Consider the following 14,403-nt stretch of genomic DNA (forward strand, 5'->3'; position numbering starts at 1 on the left):
GGGCTCGAATCACAGTCGAGCTTTCATGGTTTTCAGGGATTCGACGATCTGCTTTTTCACGCGAAGCTCCGACTCGCGCAGCACAAGCAGCTTCCAGAGAAGCGCATCGCCTTCGCGGCCGGCCGCGCGAAAGCGCTCTTCGTTTGCATCGCCCTTCCCTTTCTCTTTAATGGAAGCGGCCGACTTCAGCTTCACGTTTGCGATGACGCGCTCCGCACCTGCTGCCTGCTCGGGCAAAGCCTTTACCATCTCTTCCATGCGAGAGCGATACTCGGCGGGCTTCGACTTCAGCGTCCGATAGAGCTGTGCCTGCTCTGAAAATCGCTCCAGAGCCTGCTCGGCTTTCAAGCGCTGTCGCTCCATGGCGATCAGAGCGGCCGGCGAACGTACGACCAGACAGGGCAGCGTCAGGCTCTCGGTGACAGGAAAATCTACGATCTTCGACGATTCGGCAAGTGCCTTCGCCCGATCCCCGAATAGAAGAACGGCGGCCGCTCCCGTTACAAGAAGAAAACGGATGTTCTCTCGCTCGACGGTTTCGCGCAGATGCTTCAGGCAGTTTTCCGTACGTCGGTTCCACTCCTCGGGCAGACTGCGCGGATCAAAATGACAGGCCGGAAACTCCTGATAATAAGGATCTTCAATCGTCAGATCGGCGGCGCCCAGCATGCGCGAAAAGAGCTCTTCCTCTTCGGGTGTGGGAAATCGACTGCGATCGCTGCGGTCGGGTAACGCCGTCGCCCGCTCGTCGATCGGATAGTTGTAACGCAGAACAAGAGCCGGCAGATTGCCGCGGATCAGGTAGCGACGCACCGCATAGATCCGATCGGGACAGAGCTGGCAGCTCATATTGGCCGGCAGATCCTTGCGGATCTGTATAACAGGAGCGGCCGGTTTCTCCACCTGTGCTTGCACGGCGTCGGTCACGACGGCCTTGCGAGGCGTCAGATCGGGCGTGTAGATCAGCGCCGGCGGACCGTCGATCAAGATCTGCGTCGCCGGATTCTGTTTCAAGTCCTCGAGGGCGACGGTTAAATCGCTAACGACGCGTTTCAGATGTTCGCGCAACGACATCACAGCTCATCCAGGTTGATCTTCAGCGTCTTCAGCTTACGATGAAGATGCGTGCGCTCCATGCCAAGAAAGCGAGCCGTCCGACTGATGTTCTTCTCGAACTGCTTCAACGCCTGCATGATGTACTTCTTCTCGAAATCCCGGCGCGCCGAACGCAAGTCAAGCCCCGGGAATTGATCGTCCTGATCGGGCCTGAAAAGCGAATCGGCCACCTGGTTAACGTCGATCTGCTCTCCCTCTGAAAGGATGGCCAGGCGCTCGACGACGTTTTTCAGCTCGCGCACGTTGCCGGGCCATTCGTAACGAGCAAGCAGGTCGATGGCGCCGGGCGTGAACACCTTCGCCGGCAGGCCGTTCGCCTTCACCGCCTGACGCAAGAAATGATCGAGCAGAAGCGGTATATCGCCCATGCGCTCACGCAGAGCGGGCATGTTAATCGGAATCACGTTCAATCGATAGTAGAGGTCTTCGCGAAATCGTCCGTCGCGAATGGCCTGCTGCGGATCGATATTCGTCGCCGCGATCACGCGCACATCGACCGATATCGATTCGTTGCCGCCGACGCGCTGAAAGCGCTGCTCTTCGAGTACGCGCAGAACCTTGGCCTGCATCGTCATCGCCATATCGCAGATCTCATCGAGAAAGAGCGTGCCTTCGTCGGCCTGCTCGAACTTGCCGATACGACGATCGGCTGCTCCGGTGAAGGCGCCTTTTTCGTGGCCGAAAAGCTCCGATTCGATAAGCTCGGCGGGAATGGCGGCGCAGTTCAGATCGACGAACGGCTTATCGGATCTCGAAGAATTGCGAAAGATGGCGCGGGCGACGAGCTCTTTACCGGTACCGTTCTCGCCGAAGATAAAAACACGGGCATTTGTGCGCGCTGCCTGGGCGATGGCCTGTTTCACTCGCAGGATCTGCTCGGAGTCGCCGATGATCTCGTCAAAGTCGAGCTGCACTTCTTTCTTCTTAGCTACGTTAGGCTCGACGTGCAACACGGCATGGATCTTATCGAGGATGGACTGAATGGAAAGCGGCTTTTCAAGAAAGTCGACCGCCCCTTTTTTCGTCGCCGCGACGGCCTGCTCGATCGTTCCGTGCCCCGAGATCATCAGAACGGGCAAGGCAGGATACATACGACGGATCTCATCCAGAACTTCGAGCCCGTCTTCTTTGCCTAACCACAGATCAAGCAGAATCAGAGCCGGACGCTCTTTCTCAAGAGCCTTCACGGCGCTTTTACCCGTGGCGAATTGCTCGACGACAAAATCCTCGTCTTCAAGGATCTCTTTCAGAGACGTGCGGATCGAACGATCGTCATCGATTACATAAACTTTCATCAGGCCTTTCCTTCAGGAAATAAAATACGGAATTCCGCTCCACCCATAGACGAGCGGCTCACGTAGATGCGCGCATTGTGTTCGAGCACGGCCCGCTCTACGAGCGCCAGGCCGAGACCGTTCCCGTGCTCCCCTTTTGTCGAGAAATATGGCTCAAAGATGCTGTCGCGCATCTCTTCGGGAATGCCGGGTCCGTTATCCTCCACTTTCAAAAGGACGAACCGACGCCCGGCCTGACGATGCAGCACGGCCGATATGACGATCCGTCCCTCTTTCTGCGGAAGCTCCTGACCATCGGGAAACCTCTCGTACACGGCTTCAATCCCATTTTTCACGAGATTATTCATCATACCTATAAAAAGCGTCTTATCAATCCAGATGTCGGGAAGATTATCCATGACCCGGACCTCAATATCGACGCCGGGAATATTACGAAAGAGTTCGGCCGATTCCTGAATCAGAGGGCCGATCTGAACGAGCTCGGGCCGCGGAGAAGGAAGCCGGGCGAAGTTCGAGAACTCTTCAAGCAGATGCTTGAGAACGTTCACCTGTTCGATAATCGTGTTTGCTCCGGTACGGACGACGTCGTCAAGATCATCCCGATTGCCTCGGTCCAGCTTGCGTAGCATACGTTCCGAAGAAAGCTGAATCGGCGTAAGCGGATTCTTGATCTCATGCGCCAGACGACGGGCCACCTCCTGCCAGGCGCCGACGCGCAGGCTGTGTAAGAGGCGGCTGCGCAGCGTTTGCAGCTCTTCGGTCATGCTGTTGAACGACTCGATAAGGATGCCTATCTCGCCTTCGGCGCGCAGATCAATGCGCGTATCAAGCTTGCCCTCCGTTACGGCACGCGTCGCCGCCGCAAGCGAGACGATAGGATGCGAGATCTGTCGGGCGATGACGATGGCGACGATGATATCGGCGATGATCATACCGAGATAGAGGATGGCAAGGCTGAGACGCAAGCTGTAGGGGATGACCTTCTCCCACCGGGCTTCGTCGACGTTTAACAGACGGTTCACCTGTCTGTATTTCATCTCGTCGGCCGATCGCGCCGGATAGAGCCTTTTCACAAGCATAATCTGCAGTTCCGGACGAACGGTTAACGAAACGAAGGCGTAACGACGCAGGTCGACCGTGACGAGGCCGTAGCCGTCGCCGGATGGTCCGCTCTGAACGAGCTCCTGTACCAGATCGCTCGTTTTCAAAGAAGGTCCGTACAGCAAAACGGGAGAATTACGCTCCACAAGATAAACGGCATCGTACCTTTCCTGAATCAGCCCGTCGAAAAGCGCCGGTTCAAATTTGCCCTGAGAGTCCTTCAAGAACGTAGCCAGTACGGCGGCACGCCGCTGCCTGACGCTGTTATAAAAAAGAGTCGAGGCCTCTTTCTCCCAGTCCGCCATCATATGCTCGGCCGAATCCATGGCTCCGCGAAAATCCAGATCGAAGAAGACGCCGATGACGGACTCCACCCGGCCCGAGGTCAGAAGAAAGATCGGCAGAGACGGGATAATCGATACGATGAGAAAGGCGAGAATCAAACGATAGCGCAAACTCGATCGCAGCTTGCCCGTGCGTTTGATACGCCGGTTGCGGTACAGATAATGAAGAAAAAAGTTAAGCGTGCCCAGAGGGATGAAAACGACGATATAGCCGAAGATACGATCAAAAGGCGTCGACTGTTCGTTAAGAAAGAAGCTTTCAGCGACAAAGACGCTGACCCACAGAACGAGTATAACGTAAAAGATGTCGCGCAGAAGAATCCGCGACTCTTCCTTTTCCCAGCGATCCGCCTTCGGAGCCTCATTCGGCATTGCCGCTCAGTACTCCCGACAGGATTTCAAGCGCCTCATCTTCGTCGGCGCCTTCGATTTTCAGATGCACGTGCGTGCCCGGTCCGAGCGCCAGCATGAGAATACCCATGATGCTCTTTCCGTTCACCGTCACTCCGTCGGCCGTTAACTGTACCTCAGACGCGAAACGTCCGGCTTCGCGAACGAAAACCGAGGCAGGTCTGGCATGCATTCCCTGCTCCATCTGAATTACGATCGTCTTTTCTTTCATGACTAAACCGGCGGGCTCAGGGGACGCGATTTCGGCAGAGGGCGTTTCGGTTTCTCGGGCTGAGCTTCATCGACGTCAGCGTCCGACGCCTTAGAATCCACCGTAACGTCGACGCTCCGCTCAGCCGGGGCCGAATCGAACCTGCGTGCCGCTTTATCGCCTTCTTGCTTGCGCTGGATCTCTCTCTGTATGCGTTCCGAAAGATTGCGGCCGGCATGGATGCCCATCGACTTCAGACGATGGTTCATGGCCGCCGTTTCGATCAGAATGGGAATATTGCGCCCCGGACGCACGGGAAGTATAATGTGCGGAACGTCAACGCCGAGAATCTGCGTCGTGCGATCTTCAAGGCCGAGTCGCTCGTATTCGCGGCTGACATCCCACTCTTCGAGCTGGATCACCATATCAAGGCGGATCTCCCGGCGCACCGCTCCGGCGCCGAAAAGCTCTTTTACGTCGATGATGCCGATACCGCGCAGCTCCATATTATGCTCGATGATGGAGCTTGTATAACCCATCAGATAGCTGTCGGCCAGACACCGCAACTCGACCATATCGTCGGCGACAAGACGATGACCGCGCTCGATCAGTTCGAGCGCCGTCTCTGATTTGCCGATGCCGCTTGAGCCCTGGAGCAGAATGCCGACGCCGTAGACGTCGAGAAGAACGCCGTGCAGCTTCGTCGATTCGGCAAGGGCTTCGGTAATAAAACGAGTATAATGAACGAGAAAATCATGCGTCGTAAGCGAAGTGCTGAGAAGCGGAATGCCCGTATGATCCGAAGTTTCTACGAAACAGGGCGGCGGTACATTTCCATGCGTAAATACGACGGCAGGGATGGCGAAGCTGAGGAAGCCCACTCCCATCTGAAGCTGTTGCGGTATCTTGCAATCCGAGATATAGGCGTATTCGCCCTTGCCGATCACCTGAATGCGTTCTTCAGCGAAATCGCGATAAAAACCGGCCAGGGCAAGGCCGGGCCGGTTTACATCAATACAGGTGAGACGTCGATCGAGTCCATCGGCCCCGGCTGCCAGTGTGAGCCGGAGTTCCGGACGACCGATAAGCTCACGTACGGCTACTCCGGTTTCAGAGCTCATCCGTGACGGGCGTGATGTGCGTGCTGCTTGCCTTTATGCTTCTTGATCTGACGCTCGAGTTTCTTTTCAACGAGGTCAAGAGAGGCATACATATCGGTGGTCTTATCTTCGGCAACGAACACACCGCCATCTCCGTTCATAGTGATTTCAACGATCTGATTCACCTTTTCCACTTTGAAGCGAACCGTCGCACCGATGAGGCGGCTGAACTGAGGAGAGAGCTTATCAATGACCTTGCGCGCCGCTTCTTTCAGTCCTTCGGACGACTCGATGTTATGAAAGTGAAAGGTAATATCCATGCTGATCCTCTTCTGGCTTCTAATTGTCGGCCCGCAGGCCGGAGCACTTCCAGTAATTCCTGAAAGTGCTGTGAGTCATTCCTTTTTATGGCTGCGCCTTGATTCGGCAACCGGAATCCCGAGAATTCCCCGGTATTTTGCCACCGTGCGCCGGGCGATTCGGATGCCTTCCTTTTTTAATATGTTGGCGATGGCCTGGTCTGAAAGCGGCTCGGCCTCCGATTCGATGAGAATGCGGATGCGATCCTGGATGCTCGTTGAAGATTCGCTTTCCACTCCGTCGAGCTTTTTGAGGCCTCGGGCAAAGAAGTACTTCAGTTCAAAAACGCCCCAGCGCGTCTGCACGTATTTATTCGAGGTGATGCGCGACACCGTCGATTCGTGCAGACTGAGTTCCTCGGCGACCATACGCAGGTTCAACGGCTTCAGATGGCCGGGCCCGCGGCGAAAGAACTCTTCCTGAAATCCGACGATGGCGTTCATCGTGCGCAGTAGCGTCCGTCGTCTCTGTTTGAGACCGCGAATCAGGAACGAAGCCGAATGCATGCGGTTTCTCAGGTAATCCTTATCCTCCGTCTTCATCGTACGAAAGGCCTCGGCCTCAAGGATGCGCGCATAGTCTTCGTTGATACGCAGATCGGGAATCCAGGAATCGTTCGGGAATACTTTCGGCATGCCGTCGATCTCCATGACGATGACGTCGGGCACGACGTATTCGACGGTCTGCTGGCTGAAGTGCCGGGCGGGCACCGGCTCCAGCGATCGGATCAGCTCTATGGCCTTCTCCACTCTTTCGGCGGAAAGGCCGGAGCGGTCGATGATGAGCTGCCGGTCGCCGTCTTCGAGCTCGGCCAGAAAATCCCGTAGTAGCAGGATGGCGTCGCCGGCGACTCGTTTTTCCGGGTGCAGCTCAGCCTGAAAGATAAGAGACTGCTGCACGGTGCGGGCGGCACAACCGGGAGGATCCAGCGAGGCGATCACACGCTGCACCTTTTCGGCATGACGAGAATCGAATCCGCTCTCCTGCAACAGGATTGCAGGGTCTTCGGTTAACAGCCCCTGCCCGTCAAGCGCCGAGAGCAGCACCTCGGCGACGCTCTGCTCTTCGTCGCTCAGATCGGTTAAATGGATCTGTTCGAGAAGATGCGCGGCCAGTCCGGGCGCCATCGCCGCCGTATTCTCGATAGCCTGCTGCTTGCGATCCGAGGCCTCGCGGTCGGGCATGCCCGAATAGTCAGAGGCGTCGTCATAATGGCTTGCCTCGCCCGCATAGTCCGCCTCTTCGCGCGCCGGCCGCTCGGCGTTAACATCAGCTTCGGCGAGTTCGAGAAACGGATTCTCGATCATCTCCTGTTCGATGCGATCTTTCAGTTCGAGGGACGAATACTGTAAAAGCTCGATCGACTGACGCAGGTCCTGCGTCATCACGAGCTTCTGAACCTGTTTCTGTACGAGTCGCTGCTTCATAAGATACGAACGTTAGAGAGAGAAGTCGTCTCCGAGGTACACCTGTCTGATGCGTTCATCGGCGACAAGCTCCTCGGCCGTGCCCGCTTTAAGGATGGTGCCCGAATACATAATATAGGCGCGATCCGTGATTTTCAGCGTTTCGCGCACGTTGTGGTCGGTGATGAGGATGCCCAGGCCGCGCTCGCGCAGATGAGCGATGAGCTGCTGGATGTCGCGCACGGCGATCGGATCGACGCCGGCAAACGGTTCATCAAGCAGAATAAAGTCGGGGCCTGTGGCAAGGGCGCGGGCGATCTCGCACCGACGGCGCTCTCCGCCCGATAAGGTATAACCGGCCTGATCCTGCACCTTCGTCAGATGCAGCTCTTCGATCAGCTCGTCGGCCTTCTGTCTGATATAATCACGATCTTTCGTGTGCATCTCAAGCACCGCTTCGACGTTCTCGCGCACGCTCAGCTTGCGAAAGACCGAAGCCTCCTGTGCGAGATAGCCGATGCCTTCGCGCGCCCTCTTATACATGGGCTGGTCGGTGACGTCTTTGCCGTCAATAAAGACCTTGCCGGAATCGGGCTGCACGAGACCGACCGACATATAGAAAGAGGTCGTCTTGCCTGCTCCGTTCGGGCCGAGAAGACCGACGATCTCGCCCTGCCGTATCTCAAACGAGACTCCGTCGACAACCGTTCGCTTCCCGTATCGCTTAACGAGATTCTGCATCTGATAGAGCTTGGCGTTCGGCGGAATATGCGTGACGCTCTTTGCTGCGGGTTTTCTCGCCATCATCGTACTCCACCGGAAAGGTCTTCTTCAAAAATTACGCGGTCGGGATTTGAGAGCATCTGAATCTTCTTACAGCGCACCCAGACGCCGCCGCGCAGAAGAAAGGGCCGGCCCGTCAGATCCATCTTCTGTTCTTTCTCGCGAAAGACGGCGATCTCGGCGATTGCCTCTTCGGCCTTTCGTTTCAGATGAACGTTGCCGCGCGCAAGCGTAATCTCTTTTTCCATGTCTCTTTCGATAACGGCAGCCTCAAGCCGGGCCCTGATACCGGGTCCGTTATTCTCCTGAAGCTCTACGACAGGCGATCCGGAAAGCCAGAGCCATCGCTTCTTCGTATCATAGCGCATGAGGCGGGCGTTGATCTGCATCTTCTCTTTGCGATCGATCAGCTTAACGCCGCGATCCGCCTCTATTAAAGAAAGCCCCGCTCCCGAAAGCCTGAACTGCTCGCCGTATAACGATCGCGTCTCGGATGTAATCTTTACCCCGCCGAGCAGATGCGCCTCGCCCTTTTCGTCGAAGCGGTATTCGATTCGGCCGGCAGAGAGATCAAAGGGGACGCGGCGCTCCTGCGTGGATGTAGCTTGATCGGCACCGGTGTCTGTGGAGGGATTCGGCTGATCTTTCTTCTGCTGTTCCTGCCTCTGCGCCTCTTCTGAGGCGCGACGCAGCTCCTCCTGGATCTCGGGCGGCAGCGTTTTCGGATCCGTTCCCGGAGGCAGCGTCTTTAAATAGGCCTGGGTTTCTGGTCGTAATGATTTCTGCCATGATTCCTGCACAGCAGACTTCACCTCAGTGCGTTCGACCATGATCAGGCGGGCGAAGGGCCGGTCTTTCAGGACGACCTTCTTCTCTTTGGTCAGATACTCGATGTTGCCGCCGCTCATGTAAATATCGCGGCCGATAAGAACGGGCTCTTTTTCAAAAAGCATGACTCCCGTATCGTCCGAGAGCACGCCGCGATCGGCAAGCAACGACCATCTCTCGCCATGCATGCGCACGTCGCCGTCCAGATAGCTCTTTTTCTCGGCAAGATCGCGCTTGAGCAGATTCGTCGTAACGATGACGGGCTTTCCGTCGCCCTGACGGATCTCGATACGCGGCAATCCTTCGATACTCACAAACTCCTTCGCCCGGCTGTAGGTTCCGCTGGCGGCGCGAAGGGTCAGGCCCTGCTCGCGATCGGTGATCGTCACACCGCCAACAAGTCGCCCTTCGTTACCCGGATCAAGATAGATGAGCGGCGCTTTAAGCGTCGTATCATCATGTACGATCGTAGCGTCGCCTCGCAGGATCATGCGGAATCCGGGCTTGCCGTCGATGACGACGGGCTCACGCACAAGCTCCGCGGCGTAGAACTGCGTCGGCACGCTTTTGCGTCGCTCGGTCGCCGAGTTATCCGTCATCACAGGCTGTGGAAGCGGCTTATCGGGACCGACTTCCTGGACGGTGCGTTCGCCCGACCACGGCAAGATTTCCTGGTAAGGAAGCGACCGACAGCTGAGAGACGCCACCACAACAAACAGGGTGATCATAAACCGCAAAGCGCTCACTGGAAGATATCCTCCGACGAAGGCTGTGCGGGTTTGCGAGGGTTATTCGAGGGGAGCGACTCCACCGTTCCGCGAGGCGAGCGGCAGATCAGACGGTCGCTTGCTCTTTCGAAGAAGATGCCGGCATTGCAGACCGTATGCAGGCCTTTGCGGTTCACGGTTACGGGATCCTTTGAATCGGCGATCTTCTTCTCGGTGTTATAGGTCAATCTCTGCGACTGAATCGTGCCTTCTTTATCGCGAAGAAGGATGTTCCCCTCGACGACAAGCGTTCCGGTCTTCTGGTTCAGCTCGCCGCGATCGGCCGAAATAAAAAGCGGATCGGTTCCGTCGGCCTGATCGAGCTCGAAGCCATAAACGACGATGCGGTCCACCTCATCCTCTTTCTGATAGATGAAGGCCTCCTGGGCGCGCAGATCCCATTTCATGCCGCCCGTGCCGCGGTAGAGCGTTCGCCTGAAGTTTGCGAATCGCAGCGTGGCGTTAGGCTCCCTCGTCGTCTCTTTTAGAAGATCGGCCTCGGGATTGCAGCCCGCCAGTACGGCAAGAAGCGACATGAAAAAGGCAAGTCTCACCGGCCTCTCAGGCTCCTTTTACAAGGCGATCCAACCGGTATAGGTCGCGAAGCACATCGGGGCTGCGATCAAGCCAGTACTGCGTCGCCGAATCGGACCAGGCCTTCTCAGGCTCCGGATGCACTTCCATAAAAAGGCCTTCGATACCGACGGCGACGGCCGCTCGCATAAGTACGGGCGCCATCTCGCGATTGCCGCCGCTCTGTTTACCGCCGCCCGGCAGCTGAGTGCTGTGCGTACCATCGAAAACGACGGCGATGTCGGACTCATGCATGATAGCAGGTGAGCGCGGATCAAAGACCAGGTTATTATAGCCGAAGCTGACCCCGCGTTCGGTGATGAGTACGCGATCGTTACCGCGTTCTTTAACTTTGGCGACGATTGAAGGAGCATCCCACGGCGCCATGAACTGTCCTTTTTTCACGTTAACAAAGCGTCCCGTATCGGCGCAGGCCTGGATCAGATCGGACTGACGGCAGAGAAAGGCCGGGATCTGCAATATATCGCAGACCTCGGCGACGGCGGCGGCCTGATGCGCCTCATGCACATCGGTTAACACAGGAACTCCGAATTCTTTTTTGATAAATTCGAGATGCTTCAGGCCTTCGTCAAGGCCCGGCCCGCGAGGGCTGTCACCCGAGGATCGATTCGCCTTATCGAAGCTCGACTTGAAGACGTAGAAGACGCCTAATTCGTCGCAGACCGTTTTCATGCGCTCGCAGACGCGGGCAAGCATGTCGCGGCTCTCTATAACGCATGGCCCGGCGATAAGAAAGAACGGATGGTTGCCGCCGATCTTCGAGCCGTTTAAAAAATCACGTTCCGATGCAAGTTTCATAGTATACCTCGTTCGAAGAGAAAATCTGTTACGGCGCCGCTTCTCTTTCCCGTTATTTGCCGTGACGGCGCTTCAGCTCGACGATGACGTCGTCGACGGCGATGCCGCGATCGACAAGCATCACCATCGTATGAAAGATCAGATCGGCCGTCTCATAAAGGATCTCGGCCCGATCATGGTTCTTCGCCGCAAGAACGGTTTCGCCGGCCTCTTCGACGATCTTCTTTAAATAGCGGTCTTCGCCTTCGCGAAAGAGCTTTGCCGTGTAGGAGTTCTCGGGCAACTCCGCCTTTCTGCTTTTCAGCAGGTTCTCCAGTTCATGCAGGAATTCCAGATCGGACATTGCTTATTTTCCTTTTTCAAGATGATAGAGATATTCCAGGCCGTCACGCGAGAAGTTCCAGCGCACGGGAAGTCCCGCCTCTTGCATCTTCTCTTTGACCTCGGCGATCGAATACTGTCTGAAGTGAAAGATCGACGCGGCAAGCGCCGCCTGGGCACCGCCCGAAAGACAGGCCTCGACAAGATGATCGGGATTGCCGGCGCCACCCGAGGCGATCACCGGAACAGAGACGCTTTTCACGATGGCCTGCGTCAGCGGCAGATCATAGCCGTCGCGCGTTCCGTCGCGATCCATGCTTGTTAACAGTATTTCGCCGGCTCCGCGATCGGCAGCCTCGCGTGCCCAGTCAACGGCCGACCGACCCGTTGCCGTTCGTCCGCCATGCAAGAAGACCTCGAACATCTGGCCGTTCCAGCGAGCGTCGATCGCGCAGACGATACACTGTGAACCGAAACGCGCCGCCGATTCCGACAGCACCGCCGGATTCTCAAAGGCAGCCGTATTGATCGATACCTTATCGGCGCCGGCCAGAAGCAGGTTCTCGACGTCGCTAACGGTGCGAATGCCGCCGCCGACGGCAAAGGGAATGAAGATATGGTCGGCGACCTCTTCGACAAGATGCCGTACGATATCGCGCCGATCAGAGCTGGCCGTAATGTCGAGGAAGGTGAGCTCATCGGCCCCCTGCTCGGCGTAGAAGATGGCGTTCTCAACGGGATCGCCTGCGTCGCGCAGATCGACGAAGTTGACGCCTTTGACGACGCGGCCGTCCTTGATATCAAGACAGGGGATGACCCTTACTGCAAGCACGGTGCCAGATTTCCCGGTCGCACCCTGCTCGCAAAGAGAAAACCACCGTTCAATGGATCACTTTTCAGGCGCTTAAAACCCATCCCCGGCAGACAGGCTCACTTAACACTCCGTCTGGTACACGGCCTTCAGCTTCTCAAGCAACCCAATGATCTCCTGAGACTGATCCTCAGCCTGGATATAGACGCTGCGCGCCTCCTCGAGCCTTCCGGACCGGTAGAGCGCAACGGCCTCGCGACCGTATTTATGAACAAGGCTGTGCGGCGTATCGATCTCTTTGAAAACCGGCAGATGTCCGCATTTCTTCTGACCATCAGAAAAATACCATTTTCCAAAACGACACTGCGTATGGTCGGTGATGCCTTCAGGCTGCAGGTCGTTCTCGCCGCGCATACAGGCTTCGATCTTATCGATAAACAGACGGTGATCGGTGCGCGCAAGATCAAGGATCATGCTCTCGGTCACCTTCGTCTTGATGCCGACGGTCGATCCGCGCAGATCTTCGGCCACCTCGACGAGATGGTTAAACTCGTCCTTTACTTTGCGCGCCATCTGTTCGATGTCGCCCGAGATGTTCATCGTTTCGGCGATGTTCTGCGCTACGTCGTTCGAGGTGATGGATAACTCTTCGATGGCCGAGGCGATCTGCGAGATGTTATGATCGACGTCTTTGAAGTTGCCGACGATGCGATCGAGCGTGCTGTCGGCGCTGTGAATGGCGCCCGAAGCCGAGCCGAGATTCTCGTTCACGGCGGCCACCGATTGCCGTATCTCTGACATATCGCCCTGAAGCGATTGCACGATGCGCGATACGTCGCCCGTTGCATCGCCGGCATTCCGCGCAAGCTTGCGCACCTCTTCGGCGATGACCGAGAATCGGCTACCGGCATGGCCGGCTCTCGACGCCTCAATCGAGGCGTTCAGGGCGATCAGATTGGTCTGCTCGGCGATACCGCGGATCAATCCGACCACTTCGCTGATCTCTTTTGCCGAGCGGTTCATCTGTTCGATGCGTTCTACAAGGATGCCGGCCGCCTCATTGACCTTGCCGACGCCGGTGGAGGCCTGTTCGGCATACTGTCGTCCTGTAAGGGCCGTCTGCATCGCCTCTCGCGAAAGGGAGGCCGATGAAGAAGAGGTGCGAGCCAGATCAGAGACGGTTTGCGTCATCTCTTCGGCGGCGGCCGAGATCTGCCCGGCACGATCAGCCTGTTTCTCCGTTCCTGCCACCGTGCGGTCGACGGCCGTTTTTAATACGCCGATTGAATCGTCGATGCGAACGGCGACGGGAATCACGCGATCGATAACTCCCGTCAGCTTACCGACTACGGCGCCGACGGCATGGATCATCTGCCCCGTTTCGTCGCGACGTTCCGTCTTGATGTCGACCGTGAGATCGCCGGCCACAAGTGTCTTACTCTGCTTCAGGAACTTCTGAATGGGACGCGTGATTACAAACGTAAAGAGGAAAACAAGAAGCGCCATGCCGGCCGCGCCGATTCCCGTAGATAGCCAGACACGCGTCGCAAGCTGTGATGCAAGTCTGTCGACATCCTCGACCCAGACACCGGTGGCCACAATCCAGCCCCATTCGGGTATGACGCGATAAGCAGTGATCTTAGGAACGGGTTTCGTTTCGCCCGGCTTCGGCCACATGTAATCGACTGTGCCGCTGCCGTCTTTTTTTGCTCCGTCCACCATCTCCTGAAAGAAGGCCTTTCCGGACGCATCTTTCGTACCTGTCATATTGCGGTTGCGCAGGCCTTCATCGGGATGCGAGAGGATGACGCCGTTCAGATCCATCACGAAAAAATACTCGCCATCGCCATAGGTTAAAGCGTCCAGCGTTCGTAAAGCCTGCTGCCGCGCTTCCGTCGTCGTCAGATCGCCAGATTTCTCGCTTTTCAGATAGGCACCCGCTGCGGAAACGGCGAGGTCGACCATCAGCTGAGAGCCGCCCTTTTTCTCTTCAAGCAGCGTATCACGGAAGAAGGGCAGATAATAGGCCGAGATGAAAACTACAAATCCGCCGAGAACCAGGATAAAGAGGCTCAGTATTTTCAGAAAAAGGGGCCAGTCACGTAATCTCATAATGCATTCCTGTCGTTTTCACGATCTATTTTTTCGGTTCAAGAACCTGTTATACACCCGGTTTAA

General features: G+C 56.6%; 14 protein-coding genes. All 14 read right to left on the reverse strand.

Annotated features, from left to right (window positions below; genetic code table 11):
* Window positions 1-9 precede the first annotated feature (9 nt).
* The gene (locus LEPIL_RS08690; protein ID WP_002771902.1) at window positions 10-1,074 is read right to left on the reverse strand and encodes a hypothetical protein; all 1,065 of its coding nucleotides are present in this window, start codon (window positions 1,072-1,074) and stop codon (window positions 10-12) included.
* The gene (locus tag LEPIL_RS08695; RefSeq protein ID WP_002771903.1) at window positions 1,074-2,411 is read right to left on the reverse strand and encodes a sigma-54-dependent transcriptional regulator; all 1,338 of its coding nucleotides are present in this window, start codon (window positions 2,409-2,411) and stop codon (window positions 1,074-1,076) included. The genes LEPIL_RS08690 and LEPIL_RS08695 overlap by 1 nt, the downstream gene beginning before the upstream one ends.
* On the reverse strand, window positions 2,411-4,228 hold the full coding sequence (locus LEPIL_RS08700) for a sensor histidine kinase (protein WP_002771908.1): 1,818 nt from the start codon (window positions 4,226-4,228) through the stop codon (window positions 2,411-2,413). The genes LEPIL_RS08695 and LEPIL_RS08700 overlap by 1 nt, the downstream gene beginning before the upstream one ends.
* Window positions 4,218-4,478, reverse strand: coding sequence for an HPr family phosphocarrier protein (locus LEPIL_RS08705; protein ID WP_002771910.1), 261 nt, complete (start codon window positions 4,476-4,478; stop codon window positions 4,218-4,220). The genes LEPIL_RS08700 and LEPIL_RS08705 overlap by 11 nt, the downstream gene beginning before the upstream one ends.
* A 2-nt stretch (window positions 4,479-4,480) precedes the next feature.
* Entirely contained in the window at window positions 4,481-5,578 is a 1,098-nt protein-coding gene (gene hprK, locus LEPIL_RS08710) for an HPr(Ser) kinase/phosphatase (RefSeq protein WP_002771912.1), read from the reverse strand.
* Complete coding sequence (hpf, locus tag LEPIL_RS08715; protein WP_002771914.1) at window positions 5,575-5,877, reverse strand: ribosome hibernation-promoting factor, HPF/YfiA family; 303 nt, start codon at window positions 5,875-5,877, stop codon at window positions 5,575-5,577. The genes hprK and hpf overlap by 4 nt, the downstream gene beginning before the upstream one ends.
* 75 nt (window positions 5,878-5,952) lie before the next feature.
* Window positions 5,953-7,344, reverse strand: coding sequence for an RNA polymerase factor sigma-54 (gene rpoN / locus LEPIL_RS08720; protein ID WP_002771916.1), 1,392 nt, complete (start codon window positions 7,342-7,344; stop codon window positions 5,953-5,955).
* Between the two features lie 12 nt (window positions 7,345-7,356).
* On the reverse strand, window positions 7,357-8,064 hold the full coding sequence (lptB, locus tag LEPIL_RS08725) for an LPS export ABC transporter ATP-binding protein (protein WP_040919953.1): 708 nt from the start codon (window positions 8,062-8,064) through the stop codon (window positions 7,357-7,359).
* Between the two features lie 62 nt (window positions 8,065-8,126).
* Window positions 8,127-9,680, reverse strand: coding sequence for a hypothetical protein (locus tag LEPIL_RS08730; RefSeq protein ID WP_002771925.1), 1,554 nt, complete (start codon window positions 9,678-9,680; stop codon window positions 8,127-8,129).
* Window positions 9,677-10,255, reverse strand: coding sequence for an LPS export ABC transporter periplasmic protein LptC (gene lptC / locus LEPIL_RS08735; RefSeq protein WP_002771926.1), 579 nt, complete (start codon window positions 10,253-10,255; stop codon window positions 9,677-9,679). The genes LEPIL_RS08730 and lptC overlap by 4 nt, the downstream gene beginning before the upstream one ends.
* Before the next feature lie 7 nt (window positions 10,256-10,262).
* The gene (gene kdsA / locus LEPIL_RS08740; protein ID WP_002771927.1) at window positions 10,263-11,093 is read right to left on the reverse strand and encodes a 3-deoxy-8-phosphooctulonate synthase; all 831 of its coding nucleotides are present in this window, start codon (window positions 11,091-11,093) and stop codon (window positions 10,263-10,265) included.
* A gap of 52 nt (window positions 11,094-11,145) precedes the next feature.
* A complete protein-coding gene (locus LEPIL_RS08745) occupies window positions 11,146-11,436 on the reverse strand; it encodes a phosphoribosyl-ATP diphosphatase (protein ID WP_002771928.1) in 291 nt (96 codons plus the stop codon).
* Between the two features lie 3 nt (window positions 11,437-11,439).
* Window positions 11,440-12,246, reverse strand: a complete 807-nt coding sequence (gene hisF, locus LEPIL_RS08750; RefSeq protein ID WP_002771929.1) for an imidazole glycerol phosphate synthase subunit HisF — start codon at window positions 12,244-12,246, stop codon at window positions 11,440-11,442.
* A gap of 102 nt (window positions 12,247-12,348) precedes the next feature.
* Window positions 12,349-14,337: a methyl-accepting chemotaxis protein gene (locus LEPIL_RS08755; protein WP_002771931.1), complete on the reverse strand. Its 1,989-nt coding sequence runs from the start codon at window positions 14,335-14,337 to the stop codon at window positions 12,349-12,351.
* Between the last annotated feature and the right edge of the window lie 66 nt (window positions 14,338-14,403).

The sequence above is a fragment of the Leptonema illini DSM 21528 genome (assembly GCF_000243335.1).
Classification (GTDB): Bacteria; Spirochaetota; Leptospiria; order Leptospirales; family Leptonemataceae; genus Leptonema; species Leptonema illini.

Excerpts from the sequence above, each read along its gene's own strand:
- LEPIL_RS08690 (WP_002771902.1), bottom strand. The coding sequence starts at position 1,074 with ATGTCGTTGCGCGAACATCTGAAACGCGTCGTTAGCGATTTAACCGTC.
- LEPIL_RS08695 (WP_002771903.1), bottom strand. The coding sequence starts at position 2,411 with ATGAAAGTTTATGTAATCGATGACGATCGTTCGATCCGCACGTCTCTG.
- LEPIL_RS08700 (WP_002771908.1), bottom strand. The coding sequence starts at position 4,228 with ATGCCGAATGAGGCTCCGAAGGCGGATCGCTGGGAAAAGGAAGAGTCG.
- LEPIL_RS08705 (WP_002771910.1), bottom strand. The coding sequence starts at position 4,478 with ATGAAAGAAAAGACGATCGTAATTCAGATGGAGCAGGGAATGCATGCC.
- hprK (WP_002771912.1), bottom strand. The coding sequence starts at position 5,578 with ATGAGCTCTGAAACCGGAGTAGCCGTACGTGAGCTTATCGGTCGTCCG.
- hpf (WP_002771914.1), bottom strand. The coding sequence starts at position 5,877 with ATGGATATTACCTTTCACTTTCATAACATCGAGTCGTCCGAAGGACTG.
- rpoN (WP_002771916.1), bottom strand. The coding sequence starts at position 7,344 with ATGAAGCAGCGACTCGTACAGAAACAGGTTCAGAAGCTCGTGATGACG.
- lptB (WP_040919953.1), bottom strand. The coding sequence starts at position 8,064 with ATGCAGAATCTCGTTAAGCGATACGGGAAGCGAACGGTTGTCGACGGA.
- kdsA (WP_002771927.1), bottom strand. The coding sequence starts at position 11,093 with ATGAAACTTGCATCGGAACGTGATTTTTTAAACGGCTCGAAGATCGGC.
- LEPIL_RS08745 (WP_002771928.1), bottom strand. The coding sequence starts at position 11,436 with ATGTCCGATCTGGAATTCCTGCATGAACTGGAGAACCTGCTGAAAAGC.
- LEPIL_RS08755 (WP_002771931.1), bottom strand. The coding sequence starts at position 14,337 with ATGAGATTACGTGACTGGCCCCTTTTTCTGAAAATACTGAGCCTCTTT.